At 70.8% G+C, this 20,363-nt stretch carries 19 protein-coding genes; 9 read left to right on the top strand and 10 right to left on the bottom strand.

Translation table 11 applies throughout. The features are described 5' to 3' along the window. Window positions 1-21 precede the first annotated feature (21 nt). The 7 genes from ACSHT8_RS26080 to ACSHT8_RS26050 form a co-directional block, all read right to left on the bottom strand. Window positions 22-1,560 carry a polyamine aminopropyltransferase gene (locus ACSHT8_RS26080; RefSeq protein ID WP_436493537.1) on the bottom strand — a complete coding sequence of 513 codons (1,539 nt, stop codon included), beginning with the start codon at window positions 1,558-1,560 and terminating at the stop codon, window positions 22-24. After that, the gene (locus ACSHT8_RS26075) at window positions 1,557-1,979 is read right to left on the bottom strand and encodes a DUF350 domain-containing protein (RefSeq protein ID WP_436493536.1); all 423 of its coding nucleotides are present in this window, start codon (window positions 1,977-1,979) and stop codon (window positions 1,557-1,559) included. The genes ACSHT8_RS26080 and ACSHT8_RS26075 overlap by 4 nt, the downstream gene beginning before the upstream one ends. Before the next feature lie 5 nt (window positions 1,980-1,984). Then, the gene (locus tag ACSHT8_RS26070) at window positions 1,985-2,653 is read right to left on the bottom strand and encodes a hypothetical protein (RefSeq protein WP_436493535.1); all 669 of its coding nucleotides are present in this window, start codon (window positions 2,651-2,653) and stop codon (window positions 1,985-1,987) included. After that, window positions 2,650-3,123, bottom strand: a complete 474-nt coding sequence (locus tag ACSHT8_RS26065; RefSeq protein ID WP_436493534.1) for a DUF4247 domain-containing protein — start codon at window positions 3,121-3,123, stop codon at window positions 2,650-2,652. Before ACSHT8_RS26065 ends, ACSHT8_RS26070 begins: the two co-directional genes overlap by 4 nt. After that, window positions 3,120-3,719, bottom strand: a complete 600-nt coding sequence (locus tag ACSHT8_RS26060) for a DUF4178 domain-containing protein (RefSeq protein ID WP_436493533.1) — start codon at window positions 3,717-3,719, stop codon at window positions 3,120-3,122. Before ACSHT8_RS26060 ends, ACSHT8_RS26065 begins: the two co-directional genes overlap by 4 nt. Window positions 3,720-3,851: 132 nt before the next feature. Next, complete coding sequence (locus ACSHT8_RS26055; RefSeq protein WP_436493532.1) at window positions 3,852-5,066, bottom strand: amidohydrolase; 1,215 nt, start codon at window positions 5,064-5,066, stop codon at window positions 3,852-3,854. After that, window positions 5,066-5,950, bottom strand: coding sequence for an aldose 1-epimerase family protein (locus tag ACSHT8_RS26050; protein WP_436493531.1), 885 nt, complete (start codon window positions 5,948-5,950; stop codon window positions 5,066-5,068). Before ACSHT8_RS26050 ends, ACSHT8_RS26055 begins: the two co-directional genes overlap by 1 nt. A gap of 48 nt (window positions 5,951-5,998) precedes the next feature. On the opposite strand from ACSHT8_RS26050, the gene ACSHT8_RS26045 reads away from it, so the two are divergent. Continuing rightward, window positions 5,999-6,556, top strand: a complete 558-nt coding sequence (locus ACSHT8_RS26045) for a TetR/AcrR family transcriptional regulator (protein WP_436493530.1) — start codon at window positions 5,999-6,001, stop codon at window positions 6,554-6,556. 1 nt (window position 6,557) lies between these two features. Beyond that, window positions 6,558-7,394: an MBL fold metallo-hydrolase gene (locus tag ACSHT8_RS26040; RefSeq protein WP_436493529.1), complete on the top strand. Its 837-nt coding sequence runs from the start codon at window positions 6,558-6,560 to the stop codon at window positions 7,392-7,394. Between the two features lie 51 nt (window positions 7,395-7,445). On the opposite strand, the gene ACSHT8_RS26035 is transcribed toward ACSHT8_RS26040, so the two are convergent. Next, entirely contained in the window at window positions 7,446-8,591 is a 1,146-nt protein-coding gene (locus ACSHT8_RS26035; protein WP_436493528.1) for a citrate synthase 2, read from the bottom strand. A gap of 311 nt (window positions 8,592-8,902) precedes the next feature. Here ACSHT8_RS26035 and pdxH point away from each other — a divergent pair, with 311 nt between their 5' ends. Further along, window positions 8,903-9,565 (top strand): pyridoxamine 5'-phosphate oxidase, encoded by a 663-nt coding sequence (gene pdxH / locus ACSHT8_RS26030; protein ID WP_436493527.1) that lies wholly within the window; start codon window positions 8,903-8,905, stop codon window positions 9,563-9,565. A 45-nt stretch (window positions 9,566-9,610) separates the two neighbouring features. Then, on the top strand, window positions 9,611-10,894 hold the full coding sequence (locus ACSHT8_RS26025) for an MFS transporter (RefSeq protein ID WP_436493526.1): 1,284 nt from the start codon (window positions 9,611-9,613) through the stop codon (window positions 10,892-10,894). A gap of 43 nt (window positions 10,895-10,937) precedes the next feature. On the opposite strand, the gene ACSHT8_RS26020 is transcribed toward ACSHT8_RS26025, so the two are convergent. Further along, the gene (locus ACSHT8_RS26020) at window positions 10,938-11,738 is read right to left on the bottom strand and encodes a CPBP family intramembrane glutamic endopeptidase (RefSeq protein WP_436493525.1); all 801 of its coding nucleotides are present in this window, start codon (window positions 11,736-11,738) and stop codon (window positions 10,938-10,940) included. 513 nt (window positions 11,739-12,251) lie between these two features. On the opposite strand from ACSHT8_RS26020, the gene ACSHT8_RS26015 reads away from it, so the two are divergent. The 3 genes from ACSHT8_RS26015 to sepH all read left to right on the top strand — a co-directional run bounded on the left by ACSHT8_RS26015 (window position 12,252) and on the right by sepH (window position 16,282). Continuing rightward, complete coding sequence (locus tag ACSHT8_RS26015) at window positions 12,252-13,613, top strand: serine hydrolase domain-containing protein (protein ID WP_436493524.1); 1,362 nt, start codon at window positions 12,252-12,254, stop codon at window positions 13,611-13,613. A 334-nt stretch (window positions 13,614-13,947) separates the two neighbouring features. Beyond that, window positions 13,948-15,084 (top strand): phosphoserine transaminase, encoded by a 1,137-nt coding sequence (serC, locus tag ACSHT8_RS26010; protein ID WP_436493523.1) that lies wholly within the window; start codon window positions 13,948-13,950, stop codon window positions 15,082-15,084. A gap of 172 nt (window positions 15,085-15,256) precedes the next feature. Continuing rightward, window positions 15,257-16,282: a septation protein SepH gene (gene sepH / locus ACSHT8_RS26005; protein WP_436493522.1), complete on the top strand. Its 1,026-nt coding sequence runs from the start codon at window positions 15,257-15,259 to the stop codon at window positions 16,280-16,282. Between the two features lie 42 nt (window positions 16,283-16,324). Here the strand turns inward: sepH and ACSHT8_RS26000 are convergent, their stop codons facing one another. Next, window positions 16,325-16,564 (bottom strand): hypothetical protein, encoded by a 240-nt coding sequence (locus ACSHT8_RS26000; RefSeq protein WP_436493521.1) that lies wholly within the window; start codon window positions 16,562-16,564, stop codon window positions 16,325-16,327. Window positions 16,565-16,641: 77 nt separating this feature from the next. On the opposite strand from ACSHT8_RS26000, the gene ACSHT8_RS25995 reads away from it, so the two are divergent. Further along, on the top strand, window positions 16,642-18,405 hold the full coding sequence (locus tag ACSHT8_RS25995; protein ID WP_436493520.1) for an ABC transporter ATP-binding protein: 1,764 nt from the start codon (window positions 16,642-16,644) through the stop codon (window positions 18,403-18,405). A 70-nt stretch (window positions 18,406-18,475) separates the two neighbouring features. Beyond that, window positions 18,476-20,353 (top strand): ABC transporter ATP-binding protein, encoded by a 1,878-nt coding sequence (locus tag ACSHT8_RS25990; RefSeq protein WP_436493519.1) that lies wholly within the window; start codon window positions 18,476-18,478, stop codon window positions 20,351-20,353. Window positions 20,354-20,363: the final 10 nt, after the last annotated feature.

The following is a 20,363-nucleotide window of genomic DNA, read 5'->3' as shown; positions in this document are numbered from 1 at the left end:
CCTCCGCAAGGCGGGGCGACATCAGTAGTTGGTCCACTCCTCGCGCGCGTAGACCAGGATGATCGGGTTCATCAGCGTCGACACCGTCAGATCGCCAGGGTTGCGGCGGTCGGGCGGGAACACCGTCGCCGCAGCCAGGGTGGCCGCGTCCAGCGACCGCAGCGGCATCCCTGGCGGCAGCACGAGCGCGGGCGCGGTATCGCGGGCGGCGAGGTGGAATCCCCACTCGCCGAACGCGGGGACCGACACCTCGTACGGCACGGTCTTGAGGCCAGCGGCCCGCAGTGTGTCCTCGACGCACCAGAACGCGTTGGGGGCGAAGTACGGGGAGCCGGACTGCACGGTCACCCGCCCGCCCGGAGCCAAGGCGCGTTCGACCAGGCCGTAGAACTCCAGCGAGTAGAGCTTGGCGGTCGCGGTGGAGTCCGCGTCCGGCATGTCCACGATGATCACGTCGTACCGGTCGGCCGCGCCGCGCAGCCAGGTGAAGGCGTCCTCGGTCCGCACGACCACCCGCGGGTCGGCGAACGCGTCGCGGTTCAGCGAGGTCAGCCGTGGCTCGGTGCGGGCCAGCTCGACCATCGCCGGGTCCAACTCGACCAGCGTGACCCGCTCGACGTCGGGGTAGCGCAGGATCTCACGCAGCCCCAGGCCGTCGCCGCCGCCGAGGACGAGCACGCGGCCGTGCGGCCCGGCCATCGCCGGGTGCACCATCGCCTCGTGGTAGCGGTATTCGTCGACCGAACTGAACTGCAGGTCGCCGTTGAGGAACAGCCGCACATCGCTGTTTCCCGCGAGCGTGACCGACTCGGTCAGCACGATCTCCTGGTACGGCGTGCGTTCCGCGTGCACGACCGGGTCGTCGTAGAGGGCCTGGCGGGCGGTGACCTCGAAGTCCTCCGCCATGAAGTACGCGCCGCCCAGCACCCCGCCGACCACGACCGCCGCGCCGATCAGCACTGCCTTGGCCCGGCGGCCCAGGTCGGCGCGGAACACGGTGAGCACCAGCCCGAGCCCGGCGACGGCGTTGACCATGCCGACCACCAGCGCGCCCTCGATCTGGCCGAACAGCGGCAGCAGCACGAAGGGGAACGCCAGCCCGCCGAGCAGCGCCCCGACGTAGTCGGCGGCGAACAGGTCGGCGACCGCGGAACCCGCCTCCTGGCGGCGGATCCGCTGCAGCATCTCCATCAGCAGCGGGATCTCCGCGCCGATGAGTGTGCCGAGGACGAGCGCCATCGCGATGAGCGCCGGGGTGTAGAGGCTGAGCCACGCGAACGCCGCGTACAGCAGCAGCACGCTGAGCCCGCCGAGCAGCGCGAGCACCAACTCCACCACCGCGAAGGAGGCGGCGGCCTTGCGCTGCAACGGCTTGGCCAGCAGCGCGCCCATACCCATGGCGAACACCATGAGGGACAGCACGATCGACGCCTGCCCGACGGTGTCACCGATCAGGTAGCTGCCAAGCGCGACGAGCGCGAGTTCGTAGACGAGCCCGCACGCCGCGCACACGAACACGGTCGCCAGCAGCGCGATCCTGGCCGACCGGGCCCGGGTCATGAGATCGCGGCGGCGATGATCACGCTGACGACGAGGTGCGCGGTGGCCGAGACCCAGACCCCCGGATGGCCCTCCTCGGTGCAGATGACCTCACCGAGGCTGCCGGGCGTCACCGCGTCGATCACGACGAACGCGAGGCTCATCATGGCCAGGCCGACGAAGCCGTACACCGCGGTGTTCAGCAGGCCGATCACCACATTGTCATCGCTGATCATGATGGCCGTGGTCAGGATGATGCCGATGCCGAGCAGGCCGGAGCACAGCAGCACCGCGGCGTTGCGGTTGCGCTCGACCCAGATCAGGTCGCGCAGCTTGCCGGGGGTGGCGACGTCGACGAGCACGAAGCCCAGCGACATGAGGACCAGACCGACGGCCCCGTAGGCCAGCGTCCCGAGCAGTCCGTTGAGCAGGTCGGACACGGTGACTACCCTTCTTGACCGCGCTTGCGGCGCAGGATGAATCCGATGACCAGGCCGACCAGGGCCGCTCCACCGAAGATCGACAGTGAGATGATCGCGCCGCTGTGGGTGGCGGCGAAGTCCGAGCCGGGGCGGCTGATCGGCGCCGTGGGCGCGGCCGCGGCCGGTTCGGGCTCCATGGGCTCGACGTTGCCCTTTTCGGCCAGCAGCAACGGAAGCGCGAGCGCGCCGTACGCGGTCGCCGTGGTCGGCTCCTCCAGCAGCGTCGCGGTGTCCACGCCGACGCGGGACAGGTCCGCCGAGGCCAGGTGGGGCAGGCCGGTCGAGGTCTTCACCCGCACCGACGCGGAGTCCTCCGACTCGCTCGACGCCGACGTGTAGTTGATCGTGCTGATCAGGATCGCGTAGTCGTCGCAGGTGTCGGCGGACACGCCGATGCCGCGGCTGGACCCCGACGTGACCGGTTTGCCGGAGCCGCTCTCCACCGCCCAGCCGTAGCAGACGCCTTGCGCGGCCTCGGCCTTCGCCAGCCGGGCGACCAGGTCCTCGCCGTCGGCCTCGGACAGCGTCGGGATCGTGGTGTCGTTGTCGGTCGACGACCACCAGTCCGCCTCAAGGCCGATCAGGAAGACGCACACCGCGATGACGGACGTCCAGATGATGGCTTTCTTCACTTGCCCGCCCCCGGACCCCGACCCCGGAACGACTCGCCGTGCCCGGACGTCCAGCCCCAGTTGCCGCCGACCGACGAGTGGTACGCGCGGTAGGCGCGCGCGACGTCATCGATCCGGATGACACTGCCGGTCCCCTCGGGCCGGACCAGGACCATGTCGTCGTTGTAGCGCAGGTACACCCCGCTCGCGTCGGCGTACTGCGACACGGGCTTCCACTGCCCCGTGATGTTCGCCGCGACCCTGGTCGGCGCCTGGTCGCTGGTGAACGCGATCTCCTCGCCCCGGTCGAGGCTCGCCGCGCGGGTGTAGGTGTCCTCGACGTAGTCGCGCACGGTCGTCCCGCGCACGAGCATCGCGATCGCCATCATCCCGGCGATGGCGCCGAGGATGCCCGCCATCCAGAACCAGAAGCGCGGCTTGGACGTCACCGGTGGCGGCGGGGTGGGCTCGGTGGGTTCGGGTTTGCTCACGCCTGCCCCGCCGGATAGATGCGCACATCGTGGATGGACAGCTTCGCGCCGGTCGACGCTTCCCAGCCCGCGTCGCCGTATGCCTCAAAGGACAGCAGCGAGTCACCGGCGGTGTAGTCGTGGTACCTGACGACGCCATCGGCGTTGAGCCCGGTGGTCGCCTCGCTGCGGAACTTCGCCTTGCCGGACTCGTCGGAGCGGTACTGCCCGCTGCCGTGCGACAGCGTCTTCGCCCCCGGCACGAGGTCGATGTCGACCTCGGTCCAGGCGACCAGCTCCAGCTCCGGGTCCTCCTCGACGGAGAGCCACACCCGCTCACCGTTGGCCTGTTCCAACAGGTGCTCGGACCACGACCACCCGCCCTCGTCGAGCCGCAGCGTGCCCCGCACCATGAAGGACTCCCCGCGCAGCTCGACGACATCGCCTGCCTTCAGCGCGCGCGGATCACCGTGGACGGCGTGATGATCGTTGTCCGCGAACGGGTCGACCGGGCTCTTGGCGGCGGTGGGCTTCCGCTTGCGCAGCAAGAGCCCCGTCACCACCGCACCTATGGCCGCCGCGAGGACGACGAGCAGCAGGACGACAAGCAAGTCCATTCAAGACCCCCCTACCCAAGACCCGACACACCGGCTCACACCGTAGGTCATCGCGCAGCGTGGTCGAGCCCGCACGGTCGAATCTGGTCGGGGCGTCTTCGATCGACTGTCGGTCGCTACAGACTCACCGACTCAACGCTGTTCCTGATAAAACGGGTTCTCGGTGACGCCGACACCGGTCGCCTCGTCGAAGCGGTAGACCTCGCGGCCCTCGACGAACACCCGCATCGCGCGGCTCATCACGTCGAGCGGGTCGCCGGACCAGATGACCACATCGGCGTCGAGGCCGGGCTTCAGCGCGCCGACACGGTCGTCCAGGTCGAGCATCTGCGCCGGGTTGACCGTGATCGAGCGCAGCGCGGTCTCGGCGTCGAGCCCTTCCTTGACCGCGAAGGTCGCCTGGTGCACCAGGAAGTTGATCGGCACGACCGGGGCGTCGGTGGTGATCGCGATGCGCACGCCCGCGCGGGCGAGGATGCCCGGGTTGCGGAAGTCGCGGCGGCGCACCTCGACCTTCGACCGGGACACGATCAGCGGGCCGATGACCACCGGGATGTCGCGCTCGGCGATCAGGTCGGCGATCAGGTGCGCCTCGGTGCCGTGGTTGATCACCAGCCGGTAGCCGAACTCGTCGGCCAGCCGGATCGCGGTGGCGATGTCGTCGGCGCGGTGCGAGTGCTGGCACCAGGGCAGCTCCCGGTCGAGCACCTTGACCAGCGCCTCGTTGGTGAGGTCGCGGTCGAACGGCTTGCCCTCCTCGGCCGCGTTCGCCTTTCGCGCCTTGTAGTCCTGCGCCTTGGTCAGCGCCTCCCGGATGACCGCGGTGACGCCGAGCCGGGTCGACGGCATGACCTTCTTGTCGCCGTACACGCGCTTCGGGTTCTCCCCCAGCGCGCTCTTCATGCTGACCGGGTCGCGCAGCAGCATCTCGTCGACCGTGCGGCCCCACGCCTTCACCGCGACGGTGTGCCCGCCGATCACGTTGCCGGAGCCGGGTTTCACCACCAGCGTGGTCACCCCGCCCGCGAGCGCGTCGCGGAAGCCCTCGTCGTCGGGGTTGATGGCGTCGATGGCGCGGACCTTCGCGGTGACCGGGTCGGTCATCTCGTTGGTGTCCTGCCCCGCCCAGCCCTCGCCCTCCTCGTGGATGCCGACGTGTGCGTGCGCCTCGACGAAGCCGGGCAGCACCCACGAGCCCGCCGCGTCGACGATCTCCGCCTCGTCGGGCACCTCGACGTCCTCGGCCGCGCCGACGGCGACGATCTTGCCGCCGTCGATCAGCACCGTCCCGCCCTCGATGGGCGAGCCGTCGATGGGCACCACGTATCCGCCAGTCACCGCGATCATCACAGCGCCAACCCTAGTGGCGTGAGGCCCCACGACCCGGTCCACGACGCGCCCGGCGCGACCTCCAGCAGGTCGGTGCCGGAGTTGAGCGCGTCGGCCGGGCAGGTCATCGGCTCGATCGCGATCACCCGGCCCGGCGCGCCGGGGAACAGGGGCGTGGTGAAGACCTGGACCCACCGAAACACCGGGTCGGCCCACACCACGACGCCGCCGTCCGGCCCGGCCAGGGTGTGCCGGACAAGGCCGTCCTCGCCGAGCACACAGTCGCCGAACGCGTCGTCGAGGTCGAGTTCGCGCACGGGTTTCTGGTGGATCTTCGCGGGCGTCGCCTGCCCGGACGGGACCTTCAGTCCGGGGTCGAGCGGCTGGTGGCTCGTGGCGGCGAGGGTGAGCTCGCACTGCTCCAGGTCGCTGCGGCCCGCGCGGGGGTACGGGTGGGTGCCCAGGCCGAAGGGCATCGCGCGCTCGCCGAGGTTCTCCACGCCGTGGGTGATCACCAGGCCGCGGTGGTCGAGGGTGTAGGTGACCGACGTGCGGAAGCGGAACGGCCAGCCGGGCTCGTCGGCGACCTCGACCGCGAGCGTGATCGCGGCCTCGGCGACGTCGACCGCGGTCCACTCCAGTGTCCGCACCAGACCGTGGATGGCGTTGCCGCGCTCGGGTTCGCCGACCGGGAGCCGCTGCGGTTCGCCCTGATATGTCCATGTCGCGTTCGCCGTGCGGTTGGGCCACGGCAGCAGAATCGCGCCACACGACATGGGCGCGGGCTCGTCGGCGGCGAACGTCTCGACGTACGGCACGCCGTCGACCTCGTACTCGCGCAGGGTCGCGCCCACCCCGGCGACGGCCGCGCGGGCACCGCCGTATCGGATCTCGTAGTCCATGCGGTCAACCTACTGGACAGAACTAGACCGGTCTGTATAGTTCACCGCATGGGCCGCAGAACCGACACCCGCGAGCGGACGCTGCGCACCGCGGCCACGCTGTTCCGAACCCAGGGCTACCACGGCACCGGTCTCAACCAGATCCTCGCCGAGGGCGGCCTCCCCAAGGGATCGCTGTACTTCCACTTCCCCGGCGGCAAGGAACAACTCGCCGCCGAGGCCGTCACCCTGGCCGCGGGCGAACTCTGCGACTGGGTCCGCACCACCCTGGCCGCCGCGCCGGACCCGGCCTCCGGGCTCGACGCGGTGATCGCCGGACTCGCCGAACACCTTGCCGCGTCGGACTTCCAGCGCGGCTGTCCAATTGGGACTGTCGCACCGGACGGCGGCGACGTGGTGCGCGCGGCGTGCGCCACGGCGTTCGCGTCCTGGCACGCGGTCACCCGCGATTTCCTTGTCCACCACGGCGTCCCGCACGCCGACGCACTGGCCACCACGGTGCTCGCCGCGCTCGAAGGCGCACAGCTGCTGGCCAGGACCACCCACGACACCGCGCCGCTGTACGCGGTCGGCGCGACTCTCCGAACCCTGGTGAAAGGACTCTGACGTGCGCGTGCACCACCTGAACTGCGGCTCGATGCGACCTCCGGGCGCCAAGCTGCTCGACGGCGAGCCGGGCTACTTCCGCTTCGCCGAAATGGTCTGCCACGTGCTGCTGGTCGAGAGCGAGGCGGGGCTGGTCCTGGTCGACACCGGCTTCGGCGAGGCCGACCTGGCCGGCCTGCCCGGCACGCTGCCGCGCGAGTTCGTGAAGCTGGTCCGCCCGGTGGCCGACCCGTCGCTGTCGGCGATCCGGCAGGTGGAAGCGTTGGGGCACAAGCCTTCCGACGTCAAGCACATCCTGCTGACGCACATGGACCTCGACCACGCGGGCGGCCTGCGCGACTTCCCCGGCGCCACCGTGCACGTGTACGGCCCGGAGCACAAGATCGCCACGGCCCAGGCGAGCTACCGCGACCGTCAGCGCTTCCGCCCGGGACAGTGGGCGCACCAGCCGAAGTGGGAGATCTACCCCGACGCCGACGGCGAGCGCTGGTTCGGCTTCGAGGCGGTACGCGGGCTCGTCGGGCTGCCGGAGGACTTCCTGCTGGTGCCCCTGGTCGGCCACACCCACGGCCACGTCGGCGTCGCGGTGAAGGGCGACGACGGGTGGCTGCTGCACGCGGGCGACTCGTTCTTCCACCGCAGCGAGGTCGACCCGGCCGAGGGCCCGATGCCGCCGCTGCTGGCGACCTTCGAGTCGCTCATGCAGGTGGACAAGAAGTCGCGGCTCGCCAACCAGGTCCGGCTCCGCGAACTGGTCCGCGACCACGGCTCGGAGGTGCGGGCCTTCTCCGCCCACGACGCGGTCTCCCTGCGGCGGATGACGGCCGCCGCGGTGTGAGGAGACACGAACGGCCCGGCTGAAATCCAGCCGGGCCGTTCGCTTCGTCTGTCAGAGGTGGGCGATGGCGTCCCAGCCCTCGACCTCTTCCGGCCGACGCGGGGCCGGGCCGATGTACTTCGCGGCGGGCCGCACCAGGCGGCCGGTCCGCTTCTGCTCCATGATGTGCGCGCACCAGCCCGCGGTCCGGGCACAGGTGAACATCGCGGGCATCATGTGCGGCGGGACCTCGGCGAAGTCGAGGATGACCGCGGCCCAGAACTCCACGTTCGTCTCGATCGCGCGGTCCGGCCTGCGCTCGCGCAGTTCGGCCAACGCGGCCTGCTCGAGAGCGGCGGCGACCTCGTACCGCTCGGCGCCCAGTTCCTGGCAGGTGCGGCGCAGCACGCGGGCGCGCGGGTCCTCGGCGCGGTAGACGCGGTGGCCGAAGCCCATCAGGCGCTCGCCGCGGTCGAGGATGCCCTTGACGAAGCCGCGGGCGTCGCCGGACTTCTCGACGGCCTCGATCATCGGCAGCACGCGGGCCGGGGCGCCGCCGTGCAGCGGGCCGGACATCGCGCCGATGGCGCCGGACAGCGAGGCGGCCACGTCGGCGCCGGTGGAGGCGATGACGCGGGCGGTGAAGGTGGAGGCGTTGAGGCCGTGCTCGGCGCCGGACACCCAGTAGGCGTCGACCGCTTGGACGTGCTTGGGGTCGGGCTCGCCGCGCCAGCGGGTCATGAACCGCTCGGTAATCGAGCCGCACTCGTCGATGCGCTTCTGCGGCACCGCGGGCTGGTGGATGCCGCGCGCGGACTGGGCGACGTAGGACAGCGCCATGACCGACGCGCGGGCCAGCTGCTCGCGGGCCTCGTCGTCGGAGATGTCGAGCAGTGGCTGGTAGCCCCAGATCGGGGCGAGCATCGCCAGACCGGCCTGTACGTCGACCCGGACGTCGCCGGAGTGCACCGGCAGCGGGAAGGGCTCGGCGGGCGGCAGGCCGGGGCCGAAGCGGCCGTCGACCAGCAGGGCCCACACGTTGCCGAAGGTCACCTTGCCGACGAGGTCCTCGATGTCGACGCCGCGGTAGCGCAGCGCGCCGCCGTCGCGGTCGGGTTCGGCGATCTCGGTGCGGAAGGCGACGACGCCTTCCAGCCCTGGGCGGAAACCGTCATCCGGTTGAGCGGGTACTTCTTTCTCCTGCACCGCGTTGTGCATTGCCATCGCCTTTCGCGCGCCATGTCCCCGACGGAATCGCGCAGCGGCGGCGGGAGGCCGTCTGTGCAGGCCACCAGCGCCGGGCACCACTGCACGGCTGGCAAAACCTTGCTCCTTTGACCGACGGTTAGCAATCGTTCACGGCGGTGTCTTCGGTCACGATCCAGTGAATCGATTCAGTTTGTTGATCGCCACCAACGCGCAACCCGTCGTTCCCCGTTCGTGGTGGCTGTCACCGCACGGGCGGTTTCCGTTCACCTGGATTCCCCGTAACGTCGGTTGTCCAAACCTTCACGCGAGGAGAGCTGCGGATGGCGGACGGCGACATCACCTTGGAACTGCCCACCATGCGGGTCTCGTACGACCAGGGCGCCTTGACCGAGGCCGAGCTGGCCGCGACCTGGCACGAGCAGCTGCAGGGGTGGCTGGACGCGGCCAAGCGGGCCGGGGTCGCCGAGCCCAACGCGATGGTGCTCGCCACCGCCGACTCCGACGGCAAGCCGTCCTCGCGCACCGTGCTGGCCAAGGGCCTCGACGAACGCGGGCTGGTGTTCTTCACCAACTACACCTCCGCCAAGAGCCACGACCTGCTCGCCACCCGCTACGCGTCGGCCACTTTCCCTTGGTACGCGATGCACCGACAGGCCACGATCCGCGGCACCGTCGAGAAGGTGTCCGCCGCCGAGACCGCCGAGTACTGGGCCAAGCGCCCGCGCGGCTCGCAGCTGGGCGCGTGGGCCTCGCCGCAGTCGATCGTGGTGAACGGCCGCGCCACCCTGGACGCGGCGCTGGCCAACGTCGAGCGCCGGTTCGCCAACTCCGAGACCGTGCCGGTGCCGCCGCATTGGGGCGGATGGCGCATCCAGCCGGAGGTCGTCGAGTTCTGGCAGGGCAGGCAGGACCGAATGCACGACCGGCTGCGCTACCAGCAGACCCGGGACGGCGCGTGGCGGGTACAGCGGCTGGGACCGTGAACAAATCACAGGAAGTCCGTTAGTTAGCTGAGCTAAGCTCATTGGGTGACCCTGGAAGCCGAGCCCAAGCGCGGTCTGCTCAGCCGGGTTCTCATCGACGTGCGCCCGCTGCGGGTGCGCGACTACCGCAGGCTCTGGATGTCGACCGCGGTCACCGCGGTCGGCAGCCAGCTCACTGCCGTCGCCGTGCCCAAACAGGTCTACGACCTGACCGGCTCGTCCGGCTGGGTCGGCGTGACCGGCGCGGTCGGGCTGCTGCCGCTGCTGGTGTTCGGGCTGTGGGGCGGGGCGATCGCCGACGCGCACGACCGCCGCAAGGTCATGTTCATCAGCAACATCGGCGTCGCGGTGACGTCCGGGCTGCTGTGGCTGCAGGCGTTCGTGTCGCTGGGCTCGGTGTGGGTCGTACTTGTCCTGCTCGGGCTGCAACAGGCGTTCGTCGCGGTCAACATGCCGACCCGCAGCGCGGCCGTCGCCCGGCTCGTGCCGCTTGAGCTGCTGCCGCAGGCCAACGCGCTGAGCTTCACCACGTCGACGTTCGGCATGGTCTTCGGCCCGCTGGCCGCGGGCTCCCTGATCCCGGTGCTCGGCCTGTCCACGCTGTACCTGATCGACACCGTCGCGCTGACGCTGTGCCTGTGGCTGGTGTTCCGCCTGCCGCCGATCCCGCCGGGCGAGGGCTCATCGCGCAAGGCCGGTCTCGGCGACATCGCCGCGGGCTTCCGCTATCTGCGGGGCCGAAACATCCTGCTCGTCTCGTTCCTGGTCGACATCATCGCGATGGTCGCCGGGATGCCGCGCGCCCTGTTCCCGGAGATGGCCGAGCGCACCTTCGGCGACCCGCCGGGCGGCGGCATCGCCCTCGGCTGGCTCTACGCGGCCATCCCGATCGGCTCGGCCCTGTTCGGCCTGTTCTCCGGCTGGTTCGCCCGGCTGCCCCGGCAGGGCGCGGTGGTCACCGTCGCGGTGATCGCCTGGGGACTGGCGATGGTCGGCTTCGGCCTGTCGACCGCGCTGTGGCTGGCGGTCGTGTTCCTCGCCATCGGCGGCGGCGCCGACCTGGTCAGCGCCGTCCACCGCAGCTCGATGCTGCAAACCGAGGCCACCGACGAGATGCGCGGCCGCATGCAGGGCGTGTTCACCGTCGTGGTCGCGGGCGGCCCCCGCATCGCCGACCTGGTCCACGGTTGGGGCGGCGCCGCCGCGGGCACGGCCGCCGCGGCCACCGTTGGCGGCTTCGCGGTCGTAGTCCTGACCGTCGTGACGGTCGCCGCGGTGCCGACCTTCTGGCGCTACCGCTTCCACCCGAATCAGCCGGACGCCGAGTAGGGCGCCGGCCTGATGGCGGCCCCGCGGTCCACCGCGGGGACAGTCAGCCCGGGGAACGCGTGAACCGTCCCGAGCTGATCACCAAGGCGATCACGGCCAGCGCGGCGAGGTAGGGCAGGTGCGGGCCCAGGTCCGGCGCGGTGAGCGCGGCGAGTTGGGCGTGCGAGAAGTCCGCCGACCACACCGCGCCCGCGCCGGAGCCGAACAGGCTGGACATCGCCCAGTTGCCACCCCAGTGCAGCCCGATCACCAGCGGCAGCCCGCCGGACCTGAGCAGCGCGTAGGCGAAGACCAGGCCACCGAGCAGCGACATGACGACCACGAAGACCGCGCCCATCGCCCAGTACGGCCTGCCGATCAGGTGGTAGGCGCCGAAGGCGACGCTGGTCACCACGACCGCTACGCCGGGGCCACCCAGCGCGCTGAGCTGCCGGAAGGCGTAGCCGCGGAAGACCAGCTCCTCGACCACGACCGAGACCAGCATCATCGTCAGCCCGGCCACGACCGCGCCGACGACCTCGGTACCGCCGAAGCGCCACGTGGCACCCACCATGGCCGCGTGGGTCAGCGCGACGCCGGAGAACACCGCGGTGCCGATCAGGAATCCCGCGCCCGCCTGCGAGAGTCGCCCTCGGGTGAACCGGAGGCCGAGGTCGGCAAGGCCACGCCCGTCCAACCGCAGCGCCAGCCAGGTCACCGCCAGCAGCGACGCGGCCAGCACCACCGGAAACAACCAGGGCGTGCCGACGAGTCCGACGACCACGCCGGTGATTCCGAAGGCGACCGCGACTGCGGCGGCGAAGCCCGCCAGGCGCCAGACCGGGTGGAGCTGTCCTGATCTCATCCGCGGCTCCCCGATCACGTGGACCACGATCGTGGCACGCCGGGCGGCGGACCGGAACGTCTGCCGATCGGATGCCCGAACCACGGCGTCGGCGCCACCGAGCGCATTGTCGCCGAGTCGATCTCGGCGGTCGTCGCGCCGACACCGACGAGACCGACTCGGATATCTCGCGGGTGGTCGAAGCAGGCGCGCCTGGTTATCTGTTGAAAGATGCCTCACGGTCCGAATTTCCGGCCGCGCACGCGGCCGGTCGCGGTGCGACGGCGCTCGCCCTTCGGCGACGCGCACCCCGGTCAAGCAGGGCTTTCCGCGCGGGAGACCCGGATGCCGCGGCTGGGCACCGGGAGCAGGACCAACGTCGAGATCGACCGCGCGCTACACATTGGCGCGGCCACTGTAAAGACCCATTTGGTCCGTTCTCTCGATATGCCAGGGTGTCCGATCGGACCCCGGCGGTCACCACCGCCATCTCCAAAGGGTTATTGGGTTGATTTATGGCCCACAATTCCTTACATGCTGCAGACCACTGAGTTCGCGCTGCTCCGCCGGATCGCGGCGGTGCAGGCGGACAGCCGCGCCCCTTCCCTGGTCGCGGCCGTCATCCGCGACGGCGCCATCGCCTGGACCGGCGCCCGGGGCAAGGTCGACGGCCAGACCCCGACCACCGACGTCCAGTACCGGATCGGCTCCATCACCAAGACCTTCATCGCGGTGCTGGTCATGCGGCTGCGCGACGAGGGCAGACTCGACCTCAACGACCCGCTGGACAAGCACGTGCCCGGCACGTCGTTCGGCGAGGTCACCATCGCCCAACTGCTCTCCCACACCGGCGGCCTGACCTCGGAGTCCCCCGGCGCGTGGTGGGAACGCGCCGAGGGCGGCGACTGGGCGGCGCTGGAGAGCAGCCTCGCCACCGACGCCGTGCGCCACCGCCCCGGCGCCCGCTTCCACTACACGAACGTCGGCTACGGCGTCCTGGGCGAACTCGTCGCCCGCGCCCGCGGCGCGAGCTGGCTGGAGGTGCTGGGCACCGAGATCCTCAAGCCGCTGGAGATGGCCCGCACCACCCCCGCGCCGACCGCCCCCGCCGCGCTCGGCTGGGCCGTGCACCCCTTCGCCGACGTCCTGCTGAACGAGCCGACCCCCGACTCCGGCGCGATGGCCCCCGCGGGCCAGCTGTGGTCCACGGTCACCGACCTGGCCCGCTGGGCCCGCTTCATCACCGGCGACACCGGCGACGTCCTGCACCCCGACACCGTCGCCGAGATGCGCACCCCCATCCACGTCGACGACAACGACGCCTGGACCATGGGCTACGGCCTGGGCTTCGAGGCCATCCGCCTGGGCGGGCGCCGCCTGTCGGGCCACAGCGGCTCGATGCCCGGCTTCCTGGCCAGCGTCCTCGTCGACTGGCGCACCGGCACCGGCGCCCTGGCGATGGCCAACTCGACCTCGGGCGTCCCGATCGTGACGATGGCCAACGAACTGATCAACATCGTCGAGGAGCACGAACCGTCGCTGCCCGCCGAGTGGGAGCCGATGACCGAGGCCGACCCGGAACTGCTCGCGCTGACCGGCCTGTGGCACTGGGGCCCGACGCCGTACCTGCTGCGCCTGCTCCCCGAGGGCTGGCTGCGGCTGGCGCCGGTCAGCGGGATCGGCAGGCAGTCACGCTTCCGCCCGGCGACCAAGGACACCTGGACCGGCCTGGACGGCTACTACGCAGGCGAGACGCTGAAGCTGCACCGGCACGCCGACGGTTCCCCCAGCCACCTGGACCTGGCCACCTTCGTCTTCACCCGCGAGCCCTACGGCACCCCCGAGGCCGTCCCCGGCGGCGTGGACACCGAGGGTTGGCGCACCCGAGAACCGTGACATGGCGTCCCCTCCGGGACGCGCGCTCAGCCGCCTCAAGGTGACGTCTCGGGCGCACGAACACGCCAGACTTCGTCGGCGCGTTCGCACACCCGAGACGTCACCGCGGCTGAGCGGTGGTCGTCGGTGTCGGGGTCCCCGAATCAGGCGAACCACCCAAACAGGCACCACCAGCACGAGAAGTGACCCCCGAACGGACAGTCGCGTTCGGATCGAGCGCCACTGACACCCGAGGTCAGCGCGTTGTGGCCGCAAGTCCGCGTCATGCGAGACTGGGAGCGCCCGTCAGTGTCGCCGGGGTCCCACATTCTCGTACCCGCGAAAGGCGCCGAGCATGACCCAGACCGCCGACCCGAGCACGCTCGTGCTCCCCGCCGACCTGCAGCCCTCCGACGGCCGCTTCGGCTGCGGACCGTCCAAGGTCCGTCCGGAGCAGGTCGCGGCGCTCGCGTCCGCTGGGGCCGAGCTGCTGGGCACCTCGCACCGGCAGAAGCCGGTCAAGTCGCTGGTCGGGCGGGTCCGCACCGGCCTGCGCGAGCTGTTCTCCGTCCCCGACGACTACGAGGTCGTCCTCGGCAACGGCGGCGCGACCGCGTTCTGGGACATCGCCTCGTTCGGGCTGATCCGCGAGCGTTCGCAGCACTTCACCAACGGTGAGTTCTCGTCGAAGTTCGCCGCCGCGACCAAGGGCGCACCGTTCCTCGGCGACCCGATCGTGGTCAAGGCCGACCCGGGCACCGCGCCCGAGATCGTCTACGCCGAGGGCGCCGACCTGGTCGGCTGGGCGCAGAACGAGACCTCGACCGGCGTGCAGATGCCCGTCGTGCGGCCCGCCGGGTCCGGTGACGCGCTGATCGCCGTCGACGCCACCTCCGGCGCGGGCGGCCTGCCGGTGAACGTCGCCGACGCCGACGTCTACTACTTCGGCCCGCAGAAGTGCTTCGCCGCCGACGGTGGCCTCTGGCTGGCGCTGATGAGCCCGGCCGCGCTGGCCCGCGCCGCCGAGATCGGCGCGTCCGACCGGTGGATCCCCGAGTTCCTGTCGCTGACCACCGCGATCGACAACTCGACCAAGGACCAGACCTACAACACCCCGGCGATCTCGACGCTGTTCCTGCTGGCCGAGCAGATCGACTGGATGCTGTCCAACGGCGGCCTCGACTGGACCGTCGCGCGCACCAAGGATTCCTCGACCCGCCTGTACTCGTGGGCCGAGGAGCGCGACTTCACCACCCCGTACGTCGCCGACCCGGCGCACCGCTCGCAGGTCGTCGGCACGATCGACTTCGCCGACTCGATCGACGCGGCCGTCGTCGCCAAGGTTTTGCGCGCCAACGGGATCGTCGACGTCGAGCCGTACCGCAAGCTGGGCCGCAACCAGCTGCGGGTGGCCATGTTCCCGGCCATCGAGCCCGACGACATCTCCACGCTGACCGGCGCCATCGACTGGGTCGTCGAGCAGCTGGGCTGAGCAACTAAACGGGTGAACGCGCCGAACCCGCGTGCGGATCTCCTTCGGGATACGGCAAGATCACGAGGGATATCCCCCGTGGGTCCGGCGCGCCTCGCTCGTCAAGGCGACTCGCCGATCTACCGTGGGACGCTGGCGAGTGAAGTCTGCTCAGATCGTATGGAGGTGCACGATGCGCGCGCTGCGGGTCGTCGGGCTCGGGGATGACGGCAAGACCGTCATCTGCGAGGACCTGGCGCGTGGCGAGCGTTTCACCCTTCCCGCGGACGAACGGCTGCGTGCGGCCGCTCGAGGAGACGTCACCCGACTCGGCCAGATCGAGATCGAGCTGGAGAGCCAGATGCGTCCTCGTGAGATCCAGACCCGTATCCGCGCCGGTGAGTCGGTGGAGCAAGTCGCCGAGGCGGCAGGCATCCCGGCACACAAGGTCGAGCGCTTCGCCTATCCCGTCTTACTGGAGCGCTCGCGCACCGCTGATCTCGCTCAGCGCGCGCACCCGCTCCGCGAGGACGGCCCCGACCTGCAGACCCTCGGTGAGGTCGTGGCCCACGCCTTCGGCCTGCGCGGCCAGGACTACGCCGCGGCCAACTGGGACTCGTGGCGCGGCGAGGACGGCAAGTGGGTGGTCCAGCTCGCGTGGACCGCGGGCCGTTCGCTCAACCGCGCCCACTGGTCGTTCCACCCGGGCGCGCACGGCGGCACGGTCGGCGCGCTCGACGACCACGCCCGCGACCTGCTCGACCCGCAGCCCAACCGCCCCCTGCGCACGGTGCGCCCGGTGACGGAGCTGGCCCAGGCCGCGCTCAACCTCGACACCTCCGCGATCGAGACGGTCGAGGTCGTGGACGTGGTGGAGACGGTCGAGCCGCCCGCCGCCCCGGTCGCGCCCCCGCCCGCCGTTCCCGCGGCGCAGGTGGCGGAGGACCGCGACTTCGTGGAGGACTTCGAGCTGGCCCCCGAGCCCCCGGCCCAGGCCGAGCCGGTGGCCGACGTCGTCGACGAGCCCGAGCAGCCCGCCGCGGTGGTCGAGTTCCCGGACGAGGAGCCCGACCCGCGCGAACGGGACGAACCGGACGCGTTGATCGAGGAGCCCGCCCGCAAGCCGGAGCAGGCCAGGCGGCCGAAGCCCAAGAAGGCGCGCCCGATCGTGCCGTCCTGGGAGGACGTCCTACTCGGCACGCGCTCGAACCGCGGGTAAGACAGCTTGGTTGAAGGGGTGGCTTCCACGGAAGCCACCCCTTCAGCGCGTTGAGGGCACGTGGTCCAGCAGGTTGAGGTCCCAGCCCTCCCGCTCGCACCAGTCCTCGGCGGCCTCGCGGCTGAGCCACACCGCGGTCGACGGCCGCTCCCGCCCCAGACGCGTCCAGCCGTCGGCGGCCAGCACGTGGACGGCGCCGTCGCGCAGTGCCAGCAGGCGGCCCTCGGGGAAGGCCATGCTCGCCTCCGTGCGCAGGAAGCGGACCGGCTCCGGTCGAGTCATGCCCTTCATCCAAGCAAAATTCGGATGACCCAGCCATCCGCCCTGGCTACCGTCGAACGGACGACAGGGGGCAGGGCATGGACGACTCACCGGGTACCCGGATCTCGGTCCTGCGCAGACTCGCCCCCTACCTGCGGCCAGTGCGCTGGCGGATGATCGGCTCGGGCTCGGCCGTGCTGGGCTCGATGGCCTGCGGCCTGACGATCCCGCTGCTCATGCAGCAGATCCTCGACGGCCCGGTCGCGGCCAAGGACACCGGCCCGCTGCCGTGGCTGGTCCTGGCCATCGCGGCCCTGGGCGCCACCGAAGCGATCTTGTTCTACGTGCGGCGCAGGCTGATCTCCCGGCCGAGCACCCAGGTCGAGGCCGCATTGCGCGCCGACCTGTACGAGCACTTGCAGCGGCTGCCGATCGCGTTCCACGACCACTGGCAGTCCGGCCAGCTGCTGTCGCGCGCGGTGTCGGACCTGTCGACGCTGCGCCGGTTCATCGCCTTCGCCGGGATCTTCCTGGTGGTCAACACCCTGACGCTCATCGGCGGGCTCGTGGTGCTGTTCATCCTGTCCCCGACGCTGGGCCTGATCACGCTGGTGTGCGCGGCCCCTCTGGTGCTGATCTCCACGCTCTACGAGTCCAAGTACTCGGTGCTGTCCCGCCGCTCGCAGGACCAGGCAGGCGACCTGGCGACGCGGGTCGAGGAGTCCGTGCTGGGCATCCGCGTGCTGAAGGCGTTCGGCCGCGGGCCGCACCTGGCGAAGCGGTTCGCCGCCGAGGCCAACGAGCTGCGCACCACCGAGCTGCGCAAGATCAGTGTGCTGGCGCTGCTGTGGGGCGCGATCATCCTGCTGCCCGAGCTGGGCATCGCCGCGCAGCTGCTGTTCGGCGCGCGCGGGCTGGTCGACGGGTCGATGACGCTCGGCACGCTGGTCGCCGGGATCACCGTCGCGACCTACCTGCGCTGGCCCACCGACTCGATCGGCTGGCTGCTCGCCGAGACCAACCACGCCGCCACCGCGTGCGAGCGGTACTGGGAGGTCCGCGACGCCGAGGTGACCATCACCGACCCGGCCGACCCGCGCCCGCTGCCCGCCGACGGCGTCGGCAGGCTGCGGTTCGATGGCGTGCACTTCCGTCACCCCGGCGCCGAGCACGGCGTGCTGCGCGGCGTCGACCTCGACGTCGAGCCGGGCGAGACGATCGCGCTGGTCGGGCCGACCGGGTCTGGCAAGACCACGCTGACGGCGCTGGTCCCCCGGCTCGCCGATGTCACCGAGGGCCGGGTCACGGTCGACGGGGTGGACGTCCGCGAGGTCGCGCTGACCGAGCTGCGGACCGTAGTGGCCATGGCGTTCGAGGAGCCGGTGCTGTTCTCGGCGAGCGTGCGCGAGAACGTGGCGCTGGGCGCCGAGGAAGTCACCGACGAGCAGGTCCGGGTGGCGCTGCGGATCGCGCAGGCCGAAGAGTTCGTCGACAAGCTGCCATGGGGGCTCGACACCCGCATCGGCGAGCAGGGCCTGTCCCTGTCGGGCGGCCAGCGGCAGCGGCTGGCGCTGGCGCGCGCGGTCGTCGGCAGGCCGCGGGTGCTGGTGCTCGACGACCCGCTGTCCGCGCTCGACGTGCACACCGAGGCCGAGGTCGAGCACGCCCTGCGCAGCGTGCTGGCCGGGGTGACCGCCCTGGTCGTGGCGCACCGCCCGAGCACGGTGCAGCTCGCCGACCGCGTCGCGATGATCGACGACGGCCGCGTCGTAGCGCTGGGCACGCACACCGAACTGCTGGCGACGAACCCCGCCTACCGCGCACTGCTGTCCACTATGGACCGAGAGGAGGTGACGACGTGAGCGAGCTTGCGAGTGAACCATTGACACAGTGTCTTCGCGAGTGGAGCCACCGACCTTGGGAGGTGGCCGCGTGAGCACCACCCAGGACGCTTCCGACCACACCAAGGACCGCGTGGAACACCCCCGCGAAACCGAGGCGTGGCGCGGGGTCGCCGCGGAGGACACCGAGGAGGTGGCGCACGCCGTCGGCCTCAAACTCAAGGCGCGCTCCCGCAAGCTGCTCGGCTCGCTGATCCGCCCGCACCTGTGGCCGTCGCTGCTGGCGCTGCTGTTCGTCGTCGCCGACAACGCCGCGACCCTGGCGGGCCCGCTGATCATCGCCGTCGCCATCGACTCGGGCATCCCGGCGGCCATCGACGGCGACACGTCGATCATGGCCTGGTGCGTGGCGGGCTACGTCGGCACCGCGGTCGGCTCGTCCGGCCTGCGGTACCTGTTCCTGCGCCTGTCGGGCCGCATCGGCCAGGACGTGCTGCTCGACCTGCGGCTGCGCATCTTCCGGCACGCGCAGAAGCTGTCCCTGGGCTTCCACGAGTCGTACACGTCGGGCAAGGTCATCTCCCGCATGACCAGCGACGTCGACGCGCTGGACGATCTGCTGGAGGACGGCCTCGACAACCTGCTGTCGGCGGTGCTGTCGGTCACCGGGATCGCGGTGCTGCTGCTGGTGCTCGACACCCCGATGGCGCTGCTCGTGCTGGTCGGGTTCGTGCCGCTGCTGCTGGTGACGCGGTGGTTCTACAGGACTTCAGGCCAGGCCTACCGCAACACCCGAGGCGCGATCGCCAAGATCATCGTCCAGTTCGTCGAGTCCATGAACGGCATCCGCGCCGTCCAGGCCTTCCGCCGCGAACACCGCAACGAGTCCATCATGGGCGATCTCAACGACAGCTTCCGCGAAGCCAACCGCGCGGCCCTCAACGTCGTCGCCCGCTTCACGATGACGGTCCGCCTGGTCGGCAACCTGTCGCTGGCCGTCATCCTGTTCATCGGAGCCTGGCGGGTCGCGCACGGCGGTCTTGAACTCGGCGTGCTGACGGCGTTCACGCTGTATCTGCGCCGGTTCTACGACCCGCTGGACGATTTGGCGATGGTCGCGAACTCCTACACGTCGGCGACGGCGGCGTTGGAGAAGATCTCCGGGTTGCTGGAGGAAGAGCCGGACGTGCTCGATCCGGCGACGCCGCGACCGCTGCCGCCGCATGTGTCGGGTCGGGCAGTGGACTTCGCGGGCGTGGAGTTCCGGTACTCGGCGGACGGTCCCGTCGTGCTGCCCCCGTTTGATTTGTCGATCCCGGCTGGTCAGACGGTGGCTTTGGTCGGCGCGACCGGCGCTGGCAAGTCGACGATCGCCAAGCTGGTGGCGCGCTTCTATGACCCGAGCGCGGGGACGGTGTCGCTGGACGGCGTCGACCTGCGCTCAGTGTCCGATGTGGACTTGCGACGGTCGGTGGTGATGGTGACGCAGGAGAACTTCCTGTTCTCAGGCTCTGTCGCGGACAACATCGCCTTGGGCAACCCAGCCGCGTCACGGGCGGAGATCGAGGCCGCCGCGACGGCTGTGGGCGCGCACGAGTTCATCACCGCTTTGCCTGAGGGCTATGACACTGACGTCCGAAAGCGCGGCGGCAGGCTGTCGGCGGGCCAGCGGCAGATGGTCGCGTTCGCCAGAGCATTCCTCGCCGATCCCGCTGTATTGGTGTTGGACGAGGCGACTTCAAGCCTGGACGTCCCGACCGAGCGCGCAGTCCAGTCGGCCTTGGAGTCAGTCCTGGCCGACCGAACGGCACTGATCATCGCCCACAGGTTGTCGACAGTCCTGATCGCCGACCGAGTCCTAGTGGTGGAAGACGGCCGAATCGTGGAAGACGGCACCCCCACATCCCTGATCGCCGACGACGGGCAATTCGCCACCCTGCACAACGCCTGGCGTGATTCTTTGGCCTGATGAGCGACCC

The sequence above is a fragment of the Actinokineospora sp. HUAS TT18 genome (genome assembly GCF_051364635.1).
Lineage (GTDB): Bacteria > Actinomycetota > Actinomycetes > Mycobacteriales > Pseudonocardiaceae > Actinokineospora.
This window is presented reverse-complemented; position numbering and strand designations above follow the sequence as displayed.